The organism is Streptomyces sp. NPDC054765 (assembly GCF_053612065.1).
In genome coordinates, this window is the sequence record NZ_JBSHBP010000038.1 from 1 (window position 1) to 13,944 (window position 13,944).

Genomic DNA, 13,944 nt, shown 5'->3' on the forward strand with positions numbered 1-13,944 from the left:
CGGAATTCCTCGTTGACGCATAATCACGTCACGGTCCGAATTTCGGCATGCCGAAATTGTTCCCGGTGAGGGGCCGTGCAGTAGTGGTGTGCCGCTGTTGCGGCGGGATGGCTGCCGCGGGGCCTGTCGGCTCCTTGGCAACTCGGAGGACACTACACGAGGGGTTGGGGTTGTTCAAACCCGCGCCTGGCAGGGGTTTGCCCGGTAGTTTGGGTGTATGACTACGCATGCGCTCGTACAGCAGTGGTGGCCCGCCTGACGGCGGCCGACCAACAGCGCATGCATGACCACGGCCGCCGCTTCGGCGGCCGTTCGCGTATCTCCCTCTCGTAACCGGCCGGCGGGGTCGGCGGTCTCGATACGCACTCGACGCGGGTGCGGGAGCTCGGGAGAGACGGATGAACGCGATGGTGACGGCGGTGGGCGCGCGCAAGCGGATCTTCAGCGGGGTGCAGCCGACGGGGCATCTGACGCTGGGGAACTATCTCGGGGCGATCCGGCGGTGGGTCGAGGAGGACCAGCATCGTGCGGAGGCGCTGTTCTGTGTGGTGAATCTGCATGCGCTGACCGTGGAGCACGATCCGGCGCGGGTGCGGCGGCTCAGCCGGCAGGCCGCGACGCTGCTGCTGGCCGCGGGGCTGGACCCGGAGCGCTGCACGGTGTTTGTGCAGAGCCAGGTGGATGAGCATCTGCGGCTGTCGTATCTGATGGAGTGCACGGCCTCCGACGGGGAAATGCGGCGGATGATCCAGTACAAGGAGAAGGCCGCGCGGGAGCGGGCGCGGGGCGGGAGTGTGCGGCTGTCGCTGTTGACGTATCCGGCGCTGATGGCGGCGGACATCCTGGCGTACGGGACGCATGAGGTGCCGGTCGGGGACGACCAGGCACAGCATGTGGAGCTGACGCGGGATCTGGCCGTGCGGTTCAACCAGCGGTACGGGGCGACGTTCGTGGTGCCGAGGGCCACGTCTCCGGCGGTGGCGGCGCGGGTGCGGGATTTGCAGGAGCCGACGTCGAAGATGGGGAAGTCGCACGCCCGGAGCGCGGGGGTCGTCTATGTGCTGGACGAGCCCGAGGCGGTGCGGAAGAAGGTGCTGCGGGCGGTGACGGATTCGGGGCGGGATGTCGCGTATGAACCGGAGCGGCGTCCGGGGGTGGCGAATCTGCTGGAGGTGCTGGCCGCGTGTGCGGGCGGGGAGCCGCAGCGGCTGGCCGGGGAGTACGACTCGTGCGGCGCGTTGAAGAAGGACGTGGCGGAGGCCGTGGTGGAGATGTTCCGGCCGGTGCAGGCGCGGCATGCGGAGCTGGCGGCGGACCCCGGGTACGTCGATGCCGTTCTGCTGGCGGGGGCCGAGCGGGCGCGGGGGCTGGCCAAACCGCGGGTGGATGCGGCGTTCGAGGCGGTGGGGTTGCGGCCCAGGGGGTGAGGGGTTGAGGTGGTGAGGGGCGGGCGGGCCGTTCGAGCGGGCGGGCCGTTGGAGCGCCCGCCCCTCACCCCCTCCCCCGCTTCTTGTTGGGCGAGGGCCCGCCGCGAGGGCGGGCCCTCGCCGCGCGGGCGGAGCGAGGGGCGGGGGCGGCGCGGGTCAGCCGTTGCCGGAGGCCAGTTCGCGGCTGCGGTCGCGGGCGGCCTCCAAGGCGGCGATCAGGGCGGCGCGGACGCCGTGGTTTTCGAGTTCCCGGATGGCGTTGATGGTGGTGCCGGCCGGGGAGGTGACGTTCTCGCGGAGCTTGACGGGGTGTTCGCCGCTGTCGCGGAGCATCACCGCGGCGCCGATGGCGGCCTGGACGATCAGGTCGTGGGCCTTGTCGCGGGGCAGGCCGAGGAGGATGCCGGCGTCGGTCATGGCCTCGACGAGGAAGTAGAAGTACGCCGGGCCCGAGCCGGAGAGCGCGGTACAGGCGTCCTGCTGGGACTCGGGGACGCGCAGGGTCTTGCCGACGCCGGAGAAGATCTCTTCGGCGCGGGTGAGGTGTGCGCCGGTGGCGTGGGTGCCGGCGGAGATGACGGACATCGCCTCGTCGACGAGGGCGGGAGTGTTCGTCATGACCCGTACGACCGGGATGCCGGCGGCGAGGCGTTCCTCGAAGTAGGAGGTGGGGATGCCGGCGGCGCCGCTGATGACCAGGCGGTCGGCGGGGAGGTGCGGGATCAGCTCGCTCAGGAGGGTGCCCATGTCCTGGGGCTTGACGGTGAGGATGAGGGTGTCGGCGGACTTGGCGGCCTCGGCGTTGCTGACCGCTTCGACGCCGTAGCGGGCGTGCAGCTGCCTGGCGCGTTCCGCGCGGCGGGCGGTGACCAGGAGGTCGGAGGGTGCCCAGCCGCCTCGGATCATTCCGCTGAGCAGGGCTTCGCCGATTTTTCCGGTGCCGAGTACGGCGACCTTCTGGGTCATGCTGCGGTTCACCTCACCGTGGTGCGTGCCTGGCCGGTTGTCCCGTCATCCTCGCACCCGGGGGCGCGAGGTGCCGGGGCGTATCGAGGGCCGGGACGGTGTTCAGGTCGTGCGGCGGCGGAGGGTGGCGGCGCCGAGGGCGAGGACGAGGAGGGCGCAGCTGCTGACGATGGCCACGTCGCGGAGGAAGTCGCCGGTGAGGCCGGGGTGTGTGAGGACCTCGTTCATGCCGTCGACGGCGTAGGACATCGGGAGGAGGTCGGAGATTGCCTCCAGAGCCGGCTGCATGGTGTCGCGCGGGGTGAACAGGCCGCAGAGCAGCAGCTGGGGCATCAGGACGGCGGGCATGAACTGCACGGCCTGGAATTCGGAGGCGGCGAAGGCCGAGACGAACAGGCCGAGGGCGGTGCCGAGGAGGGCGTCCAGAACGGCGACGAGCAGCAGCAGCCAGGGGGAACCGGTGATATCGAGGCCGAGGGCCCAGACCGAGAGGGCGGTGGCCAGGGCCGACTGGACGATCGCCAGCAGGCCGAAGGCAAGGGCGTAGCCGCTGATCAGGTCGGCCTTGCCGAGGGGCATGGCGAGCAGGCGCTCCAGGGTGCCCGAGGTGCGTTCGCGGAGGGTGGCGATGGAGGTCACCAGGAACATCGTGATCATCGGGAAGATGCCGAGGAGCGAGGCGCCGATGCTGTTGAAGGTCTCGGGCCGGGCGTCGAAGACGTAGCGGAGCAGGGCGATCATCACGCACGGGACGACGAGCATCAGCGCGATGGTGCGCGGGTCGTGGCGGAGCTGGCGCAGGACCCGGGCGGCGGTGGCCAGGGTGCGGGACGGGGAGAGGGGCGCGGTGGCGGAGTCCCGCGCTGCGGTGGGGAGGGGCGCGGCGTCGGGGAGGGGCGCGGCGTCGGGGAGGGGTGCGGCGCCGGGGAGGGGTGTGGTCATTGCGCTGACTCCTTGGGGGTGGCGGTGCCGGGCGCCGTCGCTTTGCCCGCGGCCCCGGCCTCGTCGACCAGGTGGAGGAAGGCGGCCTCGACGGTCGGGGAGCCGGTGCGGTCCCGGAGTGCGTCGGGGGCGCCGTCGGCGAGGATGCGGCCCTCGCGCATCAGGAGCAGCCGGTGGCAGCGCTCGGCCTCGTCCATGACGTGCGAGGAGACGAGGAGGGTGACGCCACGGTCGGTGGCGAGGGTGTGGAAGAGGTGCCACAGGTCGCGGCGGAGGACCGGGTCCAGGCCGACGGTGGGCTCGTCGAGGACGAGGAGTTCCGGGGCGCCGAGCAGGGCCACCGCGAGGGAGACCCGGCTGCGCTGGCCGCCGGAGAGGTTGCCGGCGAGGGCGTCGGCGCGGCGGGTGAGGCCGACGTCGTCGATGACGCGGGTGACGCGCTCGCGGCGCCGGGCGCGGGCGGCCCGGCCGGGGTGCAGGACGGCGGCGAAGTAGTCGAGGTTCTGGCGGACGGTGAGGTCGTCGTATACGGACGGGGCCTGGGTGACATAGCCGATGCGGGGGCGCAGCCCGGGGTCGCCCGCGGGCCGGCCGAGGACGTCGAGGGTGCCGGTGACCTTGGCCTGGGTGCCGACGACGGCGCGCATCAGGGTGGACTTGCCGCAGCCGGAGGGGCCGAGGAGGCCGGTGATACGGCCGCGGGGCACGTCGAAGGAGAGGGCGTCGAGGACGGTGCGGCCGCCTCGGACGACGGTGAGGTCGTGGGCGTGAACGGCAGGGTCGCGGCCGTAATTCATCATGCGGTGAATAGTGCTCCGGGCGGGATGGGGCGTCAACCCGTCAACGGCCCGGTGGGCCTGTGGGTGACATGTCGGCGGAGTGGAGCACGGGGCGGCGCATGGGCGGGCGGAGGGAGCGCCGGCGGGCGCCGGAGCGCAGAGAACCGGCCGTTGGCGGTCGACAACTCCGCGTTTACAGGGTGGTTACATACCGGAGTTGCGGTCCTGCGTGTCCGCTTGGACACAATGGGGTGACCTGTCCAGCCGCGCCGGAAGGGGCGACGATGGCGAAGATCCGGGTCGGCGGCCTCGGCCGGCTCCTGTTGATCGTCGTGGCCGTCGCACTGGCCCTGCCGGCCCTCGCACTGGCCCTGCCGGCCCTCGCCGAGGGCGCGTACGGACGGAGCCCGGCGGCCACCCCGGCCACGAACAGCGCCACCCAGGGCGGTTCCCCGGGCACCGCCCTCCGGGCGTCGGACACCTCGGAACATCCGGAATACGGCGTTGACCGCTGCCGGCTGCGCCATGGCAGGCGTTCGGTGGCCACGGTGTCCGCGCCGACGCCGCGGGGCACGACCGTGTCCGCCGCCGGCCCGGTACGGACCGGGGACGGACTGAGCGCGACCGTCGCGCTGACCGGCCGCCAGGCCGTCCCCCTGTCGAGATCCGGCGAACTGCCGGTCCTTCACCTCGTCTTCCGCTGCTGAGAGCCGAGAGCTGCCCCCAGGGCCTCCCCGGCCCGCGCAACTGACGGATCCAGCCGTCATCCCCCTTCATGGCGCGCGCCTCGTGGCGCTGCGCGGCAACAGGCCGACGCCGGACGCGGAATGCCGGCGCCGGGCGGCTGCCCGCGTGGCTCCGCGTCCGCCCGTGCGTATTCGTGCGTCCCGTGCGTATCCGTGCGTACCCGTGCGCCACCGCATCTCGCACTCGCTGGAGGCATCCTCATGCGTAAGTTCCGTGTTGCCCGGCTCCGCCCGTTCCGGCCGTCGATACCGTCACGGCAGGCGCGCTCGCTCTGGCGCGCCGATGTCACCGCATCGCTCGTCGTCTTTCTCGTCGCCGTCCCGCTGTGTGTCGGGGTGGCCGTGGCATCCGGGGTGCCGGCCGAACTGGGGCTGGTCACCGGGATCGTCGGCGGGCTGCTCACCGGGCTGCTGCCCGGCAGCAGTCTGCAGGTCAGCGGCCCGGCCGCGGGGCTGACCGTGCTGGTCTACGAGGCCGTGCAGGAGTACGGGCTCGGCACACTGGGCGCACTGGTGCTGATCGCCGGGGTGCTGCAACTGGCCATGGGCGCGCTGCGGCTGGGGCGCTGGTTCCGGGCGATCTCCGTGGCGGTCGTCCAGGGGATGCTGGCGGGGATCGGGCTGGTCCTGATCGCCGGGCAGCTGTACGCCCTGGTGGACGCCAAGGCGCCCGGCAACGGGCCGGCGAATCTGGGCGGGCTGCCGGAGCTGGCGGCGGACACCGCCGGCTCCGGCCCCGCGCTCGCGGCGCTGGCGGTCGGCGCGGGGACCCTGGTGCTGCTGATGCTGTGGCCGAAGTGGCGGTGGGCGGCCCGGCTGGTGCCGGCGCCGCTGGTGGCGGTGGCGCTGGCCACGGCCGTGGTGTTCCTGCTGGATCTGCCGGTGGCCCGGGTCGAGGTGGCGGGCCTGCTGGAAGTCGTCCAGCCGCCGGGCGGTGCGGACTTCCTGCGGCTGACGGAGGCGGGGGCGGTGGCCGGAGCGCTGGGCACCGTGCTGGCGTTCACGCTGATCGCGTCGGCGGAGTCGCTGTTCAGCGCGGCCGCGGTGGACCGGCTGCACGACGGGCCGCGGACCGATTACGACAAGGAGCTGATGGCCCAGGGCGCGGGCAACACGGTGTGCGGGCTGCTGGGCGCGCTGCCGATGACCGCGGTGATCGTCCGCAGCGCCGCGAATGTGCAGGCCGGGGCGCGGACGAAGGCCTCGCGGGTGCTGCACGGGGTGTGGCTGCTGGTCTTCGCGGTGGCCTTCCCGGTGGCGCTGGGCGTGGTGCCGGTCGCGGCGCTGGCCGGTGTACTGGTGCATGCGGGCGGCAAGTTGCTCCCGGTGAAGCAGTGGCGTCCGCTGTGGCGGGAGCACCGGGGTGAAGCCGTGGTGCTCGCCGCGACGGCGGTGGCGATCGTGGCCACCAATATGTTCGAGGGGGTGCTGCTGGGGCTGCTGATGGCCATTGCGAAGTCGGCGTGGGAGACCTCGCACGTCCACCTGGAGATCGTGGGACTGGACGAGCCGACGGCGTCCGACGGCGACGCGACCACAGCGGGCCACGGGCCGGGCGGGCCCCGGCGCCCCATCCTGGTACGGGCCCTGGGCCATGCCACCTTCCTGCGGCTGCCGAAGCTGCTCGACCAGTTGGAGGCGCTGCCCGAGGACCGGGAGGTCGAGCTGGATCTGTCCGGGCTGCGGCATCTCGACCATGCGTGTGCGGCCGCGCTGGGCAGCTGGGAGGAACAGCGGAGCGGACCGGGCGGGACCACCCGGCGCGCCGCGTCGTCCCTCGCCCCGTAGGGCCTTCTCGTCACACTCCCGTCCGCCCGGACCGCGGGGCAGACGGGAGTGTGACGACCGGGCCCGGGAAACCCGGGGCCCGGGGCCCTTTCCGGCACATCGGATTCGGACCGGACCCGTGCGGAAGGGACCGGCATTGCGCGGAAATGACCGTAGGGTCGGGATGCTTGTGCTCGCCGACCCTTGGAGTGCTGTGAATCGCCGGCCCTTCCGCTCCTGCGGCGCGACCGCCGCCCTGTCCGTCGCCCTGCTGCTCTCCTCCTGCACCAGCAGCGCCATGGACGCGGCCGGGGCGGCGGGCAGCGGCGGGGTGGGGGACCCGCTCTTCCCGGCGCTGGGCAACGGCGGCTACCAGGTGCGCCACTACGGCCTCGATCTCGACTACGACGTGAAGAAGCAGCGGCTGGACGCGACCGCGGACATCACCTCCGAGGCCACCGAGAACCTGCGGTCCTTCCAGCTCGACCTACAGGGGCTGCGGGTGTCGGACGTACGGGTCGACGGCAAGGACGCCGGGTTCTCCCGTAAGGGACACAAACTGATCGTCCGGCCCCCCGAGGGCCTCAGGAAGGGTGCCCGGTTCCGTACGACCGTCGACTACGGCGGGACGCCTCAGGAGTTGAAGGATCCGGACGGGACGACCGAGGGGTGGGTCAAGACCGCCGACGGGGCGTTCGTGTCGGGCGAGCCCGCCGGGTCCATGACGTGGTTCCCCGGCAACAACCACCCCGATGACAAGGCCACCTACGACTTCACGATCACCGTGCCGAAGGGCTATACCGCCGTCGCCAACGGGGACTTGCGGTCGGAGAAGGTGACCGGCGGCCGGACCACCTTCGTATGGCACAACGGACAGCCCATGGCCAGTTACCTCGCCACCGCCTCCATCGGGAAGTTCGATGTCAGCCGGTCCCGGACGCCGGACGGGCTGCCGCTGTATGTCGCGGTGGACCCGGCGGAGGCCAAGGCGAGCAAGGTGCCGCTGGAGCGGCTGCCGGAGATCCTGAAGTGGGAGAGCGGGCTGTTCGGCCCCTACCCCTTCTCGTCCGCGGGCGCGATCGTCGATCACACCCCGGCCCGGATCACCTGGATAGCGCTGGAGACCCAGACCAAGCCGCTCTACGCCGGGGCGCCGGACACCGTGGCCGTGGTGCACGAGATGGCCCACCAGTGGTTCGGCGACTCGGTGACGCCGAAGACGTGGAAGGACACCTGGCTCAACGAAGGCTTCGCGACCTACGCCGAATGGCTGTGGCAGGAGCACAAGGGCGGCAAGACCCCGCAGCAGCAGTTCGACGCGCTCTACAAGGACGACGAGAACAACCCGCGCTGGGCCTTTCCGCCGGGCGATCCGGGCACGGCGAAGAATGTGACCGGCCAGGCGGTCTACGAGCGGGGCGCGATGCTGCTCCAGGAGCTGCGGAACGCCGTCGGCGACCAGACCTTCTTCACGATCCTCCGGGAGTGGCCCGCCAAGTACCGCTACTCCAACGCCGATTCGCGGGACTTCATCGACTTCTGCCAGGAGCGCACGGACGTGGATCTGGCTCCGTTGTTCCAGGCGTGGCTGTACCGGAAGGGGAAGCCGGAGCTGCAGGTCAAGCCGGAGCAGAAGGGCTGAGCGGGGCGTCCGGGGCGTCCGGGGCGTCCGGGGCGTCCGGGGCGCAGCTTCGCCAAGGGCTCCCCGCAGAAAGATCAGGCGGTCGCCCTTGCCGGATCTCCGTCGGGATCGGCACTGCGCACCGGCACCGGCCGTGCTGTCGTGCGGAACGGTGCGGAACGGTGCGGCATGGGTGCAGCGTGGGTGCAGCGAAAAAGTCAGACTCGGTTTGAATTTGAACCCGGTCTGGCTATGGTGTCCTCATGTCGGGATTGCGGGAGCGGAAGAAGGAACAGACGCGGCGGCGGATCGCGGCGACGGCGTGGCGGCTGTTCGCCGCGCGCGGCTTCGAGTCGGTGACCGTCAGCGAGATCGCCGAGGCGGCCGAGGTGGCCAAGGCGACGCTGTTCGCGTACTTCCCGACGAAGGAGTCGCTCGCCCTGCAGGGCGTGGGGGACGACGACCTGGCGGGGATCGTCGCCGGACGGGCACCCGGCCGGTCGGCACTCGACGCGCTCCGGGCGCACTACCGCGCGATCGCCGCCGGGCCGATGACCGGGGCGGACCCGGACACGCTGGTCTCCCGGGTCCGGGTGATCTTCGACAGTCCCGCGCTCAGCAGCGCCGCGAACGCCCTGCTCTACCAGCAGCGGCAGAAGCTGGCGGAGACACTGACCGCGGCACACGGCGAGCGGACCGCCGCACTGATGGCAGCTCAGATCAGCGCCACGCTGGTCACCCTCCAGGAGACGTTCTTCCGGCAGCTGGCCGCCGGCTCCTCGCCGGAGGAGGCCCGCCGCCGGCTGGGCGAGGACGTCGAGCTCGCCTTCGACCTGCTGGCACACGGACTTGACCACGTTTTTGACCAGGTTCTTGACCGCGCTCTCGACCACCTTCCGGGGCCTGCCGAAGACGGGCGGCCCGGCCAGGAGGAAGACCCGGCGGAAGACCCGGCGGAAGACCAGAGAGGGCAGTGAGAGGCGATATGCGCGCACGGGGCATCAACTACGACACCGGCTTCCTCCCCGGCGAGGAGCTCTCCCGCAAGACCTTCACCGCCGAGGCGGTGCGGCACGATCTCGCGGTGATCGCCGGCGAGCTGCACTGCGACGCGGTGCGGATATCGGGCGGCGATCCGGAGCGGCTGAGTCTCGCCGCGCAGTGCGCCGCGGACGCCGGCCTGGAGGTGTGGTTCGCGCCGTTCCCGGTGGATCTCACGCCCGAGGAGCTGCTGCCGTTCTTCGCCGACTGCGCGGAGCGGGCCGAGGCCGTACGGGCGGGCGGGGCGGAGGTGGTGTTCGTCGCCGGCTGCGAGCTGAGCGCCTTCTGCGCGGGCTTCATCCCCGGGGACACCTACAGCGACCGGCTGCAGGCGATGGTCACCGCGGACCTGGACTGGTGGATGTCGCTGGGGCCCGTGCAGGAACGCCTCAACGGCTTTCTCGCCGAGGCCGCCGCGCAGGTCCGCTCCCGCTTCGGCGGCCGGGTCAGCTACGCCTCGGGCCCGTGGGAGGCCGTCGACTGGCAGCCGTTCGACATCATCGGCGTGGACGCGTACCGGGCCGCGTACAACGCCACGACGTTCGTGGACGAGCTGCGCGAGCACCTCGGCCGGGGCAAGCCGGTCGCGGTGACCGAGTTCGGCACCTGCGCCTACCGGGGCGCGGGCGAGCGGGGCGGGATCGCCTGGCAGCCGCCGGAGGGCGCGGAGCCCGACGAGGGCGAGCAGGTGCGCTACCTCACCGAGCTGCTGGACATCTTCGAGGCGGAGGGCGTCGACACCGCGCTCTGGTTCACCTTCGCCGCCTTCAAGACCCGTAAGGGCGCGGACCTTTCCTCGTACGGCGTGGTCCGGATGCTCGACGAGACGCGCTGGGAGCCGCGGGAGGTCTTCCACACGATGGCGGCCCGGTATGCGAGGAACGAGCCGGACGCCGAGGGCTGAACCGCCGGCCCGTTCAGCGCCGCTTCTTGGGACGGGACTTCTTGGCGGCCGGATTGCCGGTACGGGTGCCACGGCGGCGCTCGTACCGCTCACGGGCCGCGGCGTATTCGGCGCGGCGCAGCTTCTCCCCGGGGGCCTCCACGAGGCTGCGGCAGAAGTAGGCGAGCAGCGAGCCGATGAAGCCGATCAGCAGCAGACCCTGGGAGGACTTGTCGGCCGCGCTCCGGGCCGCCGGGTCCGGGCGGCGGACGAAGCCGTCCCAGGTATGGCGGAAGGCCAGGGCGCTGCAGATGGCGAAGCCGGCGACGACGAGGATGCCGACGAACCGGCCGACGGAGGCGATCTCCAGCCCCTGGAACGCAAAGCGCAGCACGACCGCGCCGAGCGCCGCGAGCGCGAGCGAGCCCACCGCGGCACCGGCCCGGCGCAGGCCGTAGCCGCCGTCGTGGCGGACCCAGGTGGTACCGAAGAACCGGATCTCCTCGGGCTCGGGGCCGCCGCGCTCGGGCGCCCCGCGCCCGGAACCGCCGGGCTCCGGGTTTCCGGCGGGCGTCTGCTCATCGCTCATGGCAGCGATTATCCCTGGGGGGCCAAAGGCCCGGCGGCGGGTGACCCGCATCCGGTGACCCCGGCGGCCGGCGGTGCGGTGTGCGGTGGTCCGGCGGTGCGGTGCGCAGTGGTCCGGCGGTGCGGTGCGCAGTGGTGCCGCGATGCCGTCGGCGTGGGGCTTCGGCGTCACAGTCCTGTGGCGCCGCCGCTCCCCTGCCCTCAGTTCGAGCAGCGCGGCGCGACCATGCCGCTGCTGCCCGTGTGGACATATGCATCGGCGACGTACTGGCCGGGCCCGATGTTGTCCCAGATGTCCGAGGTGCCGTACGGACCGCTGACCGACTGGCCGTGCCGCTGGCAGCGGATCTGGACCCGGGCCCCCTCCGTCAGCTGACGGACGACCGGGTAGCCGGTGCCGGGTCCCTGGCGGACCTTGAGGCGGTAGCCGGGTGCGACGGGATAGGTGAGGCCGCCGGCCTCGGCGGCGAGCGCCTGCTCCCCGGCCGGTTCCACGGAGCCGAGATCGTCCTGAGTCGTCATGTCGTTTCCCCCGTTGGTGAAGCTCATGCAGAAGTGGCGTGTGAAGACGCGCTGCGGTGGTTCCGCAACGCGCACGCTAGCAAGCCTCGTTCATCTCGTACGCGCCATCGACTAGGCTCCGCGCGTCGCACCTGCGGCCTCATGGCAAGGGAACAACACGGGGGTGGAACCATGCCATCGCTGCGCAATTCCGGGGTCGGCCCGGAAGCGGAGCATCCGGAATACGCCGGCCAATACCGCCTGGAAGCACGGCTCGGATCCGGCGGTATGGGCGTGGTCCATCTGGCGCGCTCATCGTCCGGACGGCTGCTCGCGGTCAAGGTCATCCATGCCGAATACGCCCAGGACCCGGAATTCCGTGGGCGGTTCCGGCAGGAGGTGGCCGCCGCGCGGCGGGTCAGCGGGGCCTTCACCGCACCCGTCGTGGACGCCGATCCGGATGCCGGACGCCCCTGGATGGCGACCCTCCACATTCCCGGCCCGACCCTCTCCGATCATGTGAAGCGGAATGGTCCGCTGGCGGTCGAAGAGGTGCGGCGGCTGGCCGCGGGACTCGCCGAGGCGCTGCGCGACATTCATCGCGCCGGAGTGGTGCACCGCGATCTCAAGCCGGGGAATGTGCTGCTGGCCACCGATGGGCCGAAAGTCATCGACTTCGGTATCTCGCGGCCGTCCGACAGTGAAATGCGCACCGAGACCGGCAAATTGATCGGTACGCCGCCCTTCATGGCGCCCGAACAGTTCCAGCGGCCGCGCGAGGTGGGACCGGCGGCGGATGTCTTCGCGCTGGGTTCCGTACTGGTCCACGCCGCCACCGGGCGCGGCCCGTTCGACTCGGAGAGCCCGTACCTCGTCGCGTATCAGGTGGTGCACGACGCTGCCGATCTGGCGGGTGTGCCGACGGAGTTGGTGTCGCTGATCGAGAGCTGTCTGGCGAAGGATCCGGCGGACCGGCCGACGCCGGGCGCGCTGATGGAGCTGCTGCGCACGGATGCGCCCCAGGGGGCGCCACCTGGTCCGCCTCTGGGGGCGCCGTTGGGTGCGCCGCTGGGGGTGCCGCTGGGTGCACCGCTGGGCCGTCCGCTGCCGGACGGCGCGCTGCCGGAGCTACGGATACCGGAACAGCGACAGCCGGAACAGCGGCAGCCGGAACAGAAGACGACGCAGGTCCGCGCCCCCGCGCCCGTCGCGAGCCCCACCGACGCCGGCCCCCCGGCCGGCCCGGCCCGCCACGCCACCCCCGGCCACCCCGCCGGGCCCCGCCGCCCGGCCCGCTCCCGGGCCCGCCGCTGGCCCCTCTGGGCCGCGCTCGCCCTGGTCGTGACCGGCGCCGGGGCGTACGCGGGCGTCCAGGCACTGTCCCCGGGCGGGACCGGGCAGGACCCCGCCCTGCAGATCCGCCCGTCATACGCCGGCCGCACCGACTTCCACCCGTGGCGGACCACGCTCGTCGAGCGCCCCAAGGGCCACGACGCCGAAATGCCGTACTGCACCGCCGGATCCGGCGCCCTGTTCTGCGCTCAGTCCGGCGTCCAGGCCGCCCGGCTCGATCCCGGCACCGGCCATCCGGCATGGCGGCGTACGGACAAGGGCGCCAAGGGCAAGAACGCCGCGAAGGACGCCGCGTCGCCGACCCCGCCGGTGCTCTCCGGCGGGCTGCTGTACGTCTTCTCCCCCGACGGCAAGCACCTGACGGCCCTCGATCCGTCGGCCGCCGGCCAGGGCGCCACCCGCTGGACCAAGAACGTCTCCGGATACGAGGGCGAGACCAGGATCGTCGGGAACCGCATCCTGCTGACGGCCGCGGACGGCACGGTCACCGCGCTGGACAGCACGACCCACCGGCAGCGCTGGCACAAACGTTTCCCGGGACACCGACTGCCGCTCTTCTCCTCGTTCGGCGACGCGCACACCGCCTATGCGGCCGAGGCCACCCCCGACGGGACCGGCACCCAGGTCACCGCCATCGACCCGGCCGGCGGCAGGGTCCGCTGGACGCGGCAGCTGCCCGGGACACTCGCCCCGGCCGGTACCGGTACATCCGGAGCGCTCTATCTCACCTCCACCGATCCGACGATGGCGTACCGCACCACCGCCGTCGTCCGCTACGACCCGGCCACCGGGCAGACCCGGCGCCTCCCGCTGACCGCCCCGCTCGACCAGGTGGCCGCCGTGGTGCACGGCGAGACGGTGTACCTGCTGGCCGAGGGCGGTGCGCTCCAGGCCGTCGGGCAACGGAAGTGGGACACCGAAACCTCGGTCAGCCGGGGCTCGGCGCCGGTGGTGAGCGGCGACCGGCTGTACTTCACCGCGGCGGACGGCCGGCTGCTGGCGGTCGACACCCGCTCCGGCGGGCTGCTCGGCCAGACCCCGCCACGGCTGGACGGCCGCCGCCACAACGGCTATCTCCAGATGCTGCCCGCCCCGCAGGTGGACGCGGCACACGGCCGGATCTACGCGGCCGCGCCGGACGGCAGGGTCTTCGCCGTGGCCATCGGGGACCCGGCCGCCTGGTGACCGCCGGGCCGCGCGCCGACCGGTGCGTGGCAGCGGCAGGTGCAGACTTCCCGCCGGACGCCGGGCACGGCGGCGGCCTCGGGCCCGGGGCCGCCCTTGGTGCACCTCGTGTGCGTGCCGACATGGCACGCCGGGGAGATGTACG

General features: G+C 72.4%; 12 protein-coding genes. 7 read left to right on the forward strand and 5 right to left on the reverse strand.

Annotated features, from left to right (window positions below; all coding sequences use genetic code 11):
* Positions 1–398 precede the first annotated feature (398 nt).
* On the forward strand, positions 399–1,427 hold the full coding sequence (trpS, locus tag ACWGJY_RS23045; protein WP_453262711.1) for a tryptophan--tRNA ligase: 1,029 nt from the start codon (positions 399–401) through the stop codon (positions 1,425–1,427).
* Positions 1,428–1,583: 156 nt separating this feature from the next.
* Here trpS and proC read toward each other — a convergent pair whose 3' ends face one another.
* From proC to ACWGJY_RS23060, 3 genes are all read right to left on the reverse strand, one after another.
* Positions 1,584–2,393 (reverse strand): pyrroline-5-carboxylate reductase, encoded by an 810-nt coding sequence (gene proC / locus ACWGJY_RS23050; protein ID WP_453262712.1) that lies wholly within the window; start codon positions 2,391–2,393, stop codon positions 1,584–1,586.
* 102 nt (positions 2,394–2,495) lie between these two features.
* Entirely contained in the window at positions 2,496–3,335 is an 840-nt protein-coding gene (locus tag ACWGJY_RS23055; protein WP_453262713.1) for an ABC transporter permease, read from the reverse strand.
* Entirely contained in the window at positions 3,332–4,135 is an 804-nt protein-coding gene (locus ACWGJY_RS23060; protein ID WP_453262714.1) for an ABC transporter ATP-binding protein, read from the reverse strand. Before ACWGJY_RS23060 ends, ACWGJY_RS23055 begins: the two co-directional genes overlap by 4 nt.
* Positions 4,136–4,398: 263 nt before the next feature.
* Between ACWGJY_RS23060 and ACWGJY_RS23065 the strand changes: the two genes are divergently transcribed.
* The 5 genes from ACWGJY_RS23065 (at position 4,399) to ACWGJY_RS23085 (ending at position 10,193) form a co-directional block, all read left to right on the forward strand.
* Entirely contained in the window at positions 4,399–4,821 is a 423-nt protein-coding gene (locus ACWGJY_RS23065; RefSeq protein WP_453262715.1) for a hypothetical protein, read from the forward strand.
* 240 nt (positions 4,822–5,061) lie between these two features.
* The gene (locus ACWGJY_RS23070; protein WP_453262716.1) at positions 5,062–6,648 is read left to right on the forward strand and encodes a SulP family inorganic anion transporter; all 1,587 of its coding nucleotides are present in this window, start codon (positions 5,062–5,064) and stop codon (positions 6,646–6,648) included.
* A 193-nt stretch (positions 6,649–6,841) separates the two neighbouring features.
* Positions 6,842–8,269, forward strand: a complete 1,428-nt coding sequence (locus tag ACWGJY_RS23075) for a M1 family metallopeptidase (protein WP_453262717.1) — start codon at positions 6,842–6,844, stop codon at positions 8,267–8,269.
* Positions 8,270–8,511: 242 nt separating this feature from the next.
* Positions 8,512–9,225, forward strand: a complete 714-nt coding sequence (locus tag ACWGJY_RS23080; RefSeq protein WP_453262718.1) for a TetR family transcriptional regulator — start codon at positions 8,512–8,514, stop codon at positions 9,223–9,225.
* Positions 9,226–9,233: 8 nt separating this feature from the next.
* Positions 9,234–10,193, forward strand: a complete 960-nt coding sequence (locus ACWGJY_RS23085) for a hypothetical protein (RefSeq protein ID WP_453262719.1) — start codon at positions 9,234–9,236, stop codon at positions 10,191–10,193.
* Positions 10,194–10,206: 13 nt separating this feature from the next.
* Here ACWGJY_RS23085 and ACWGJY_RS23090 read toward each other — a convergent pair whose 3' ends face one another.
* On the reverse strand, positions 10,207–10,761 hold the full coding sequence (locus ACWGJY_RS23090; RefSeq protein ID WP_453262720.1) for a hypothetical protein: 555 nt from the start codon (positions 10,759–10,761) through the stop codon (positions 10,207–10,209).
* A gap of 200 nt (positions 10,762–10,961) precedes the next feature.
* Positions 10,962–11,282, reverse strand: coding sequence for a peptidase (locus ACWGJY_RS23095; RefSeq protein ID WP_453262721.1), 321 nt, complete (start codon positions 11,280–11,282; stop codon positions 10,962–10,964).
* A gap of 171 nt (positions 11,283–11,453) precedes the next feature.
* On the opposite strand from ACWGJY_RS23095, the gene ACWGJY_RS23100 reads away from it, so the two are divergent.
* A complete protein-coding gene (locus ACWGJY_RS23100) occupies positions 11,454–13,799 on the forward strand; it encodes a protein kinase domain-containing protein (protein WP_453262722.1) in 2,346 nt (781 codons plus the stop codon).
* The last annotated feature ends 145 nt before the right edge of the window (positions 13,800–13,944 follow it).

Coding starts and splice junctions, on each gene's coding strand:
- trpS (WP_453262711.1), top strand. CDS start 399: ATGAACGCGATGGTGACGGCGGTGGGCGCGCGCAAGCGGATCTTCAGC.
- proC (WP_453262712.1), bottom strand. CDS start 2,393: ATGACCCAGAAGGTCGCCGTACTCGGCACCGGAAAAATCGGCGAAGCC.
- ACWGJY_RS23055 (WP_453262713.1), bottom strand. CDS start 3,335: ATGACCACACCCCTCCCCGGCGCCGCACCCCTCCCCGACGCCGCGCCC.
- ACWGJY_RS23060 (WP_453262714.1), bottom strand. CDS start 4,135: ATGATGAATTACGGCCGCGACCCTGCCGTTCACGCCCACGACCTCACC.
- ACWGJY_RS23065 (WP_453262715.1), top strand. CDS start 4,399: ATGGCGAAGATCCGGGTCGGCGGCCTCGGCCGGCTCCTGTTGATCGTC.
- ACWGJY_RS23070 (WP_453262716.1), top strand. CDS start 5,062: ATGCGTAAGTTCCGTGTTGCCCGGCTCCGCCCGTTCCGGCCGTCGATA.
- ACWGJY_RS23080 (WP_453262718.1), top strand. CDS start 8,512: ATGTCGGGATTGCGGGAGCGGAAGAAGGAACAGACGCGGCGGCGGATC.
- ACWGJY_RS23085 (WP_453262719.1), top strand. CDS start 9,234: ATGCGCGCACGGGGCATCAACTACGACACCGGCTTCCTCCCCGGCGAG.
- ACWGJY_RS23090 (WP_453262720.1), bottom strand. CDS start 10,761: ATGAGCGATGAGCAGACGCCCGCCGGAAACCCGGAGCCCGGCGGTTCC.
- ACWGJY_RS23095 (WP_453262721.1), bottom strand. CDS start 11,282: ATGACGACTCAGGACGATCTCGGCTCCGTGGAACCGGCCGGGGAGCAG.
- ACWGJY_RS23100 (WP_453262722.1), top strand. CDS start 11,454: ATGCCATCGCTGCGCAATTCCGGGGTCGGCCCGGAAGCGGAGCATCCG.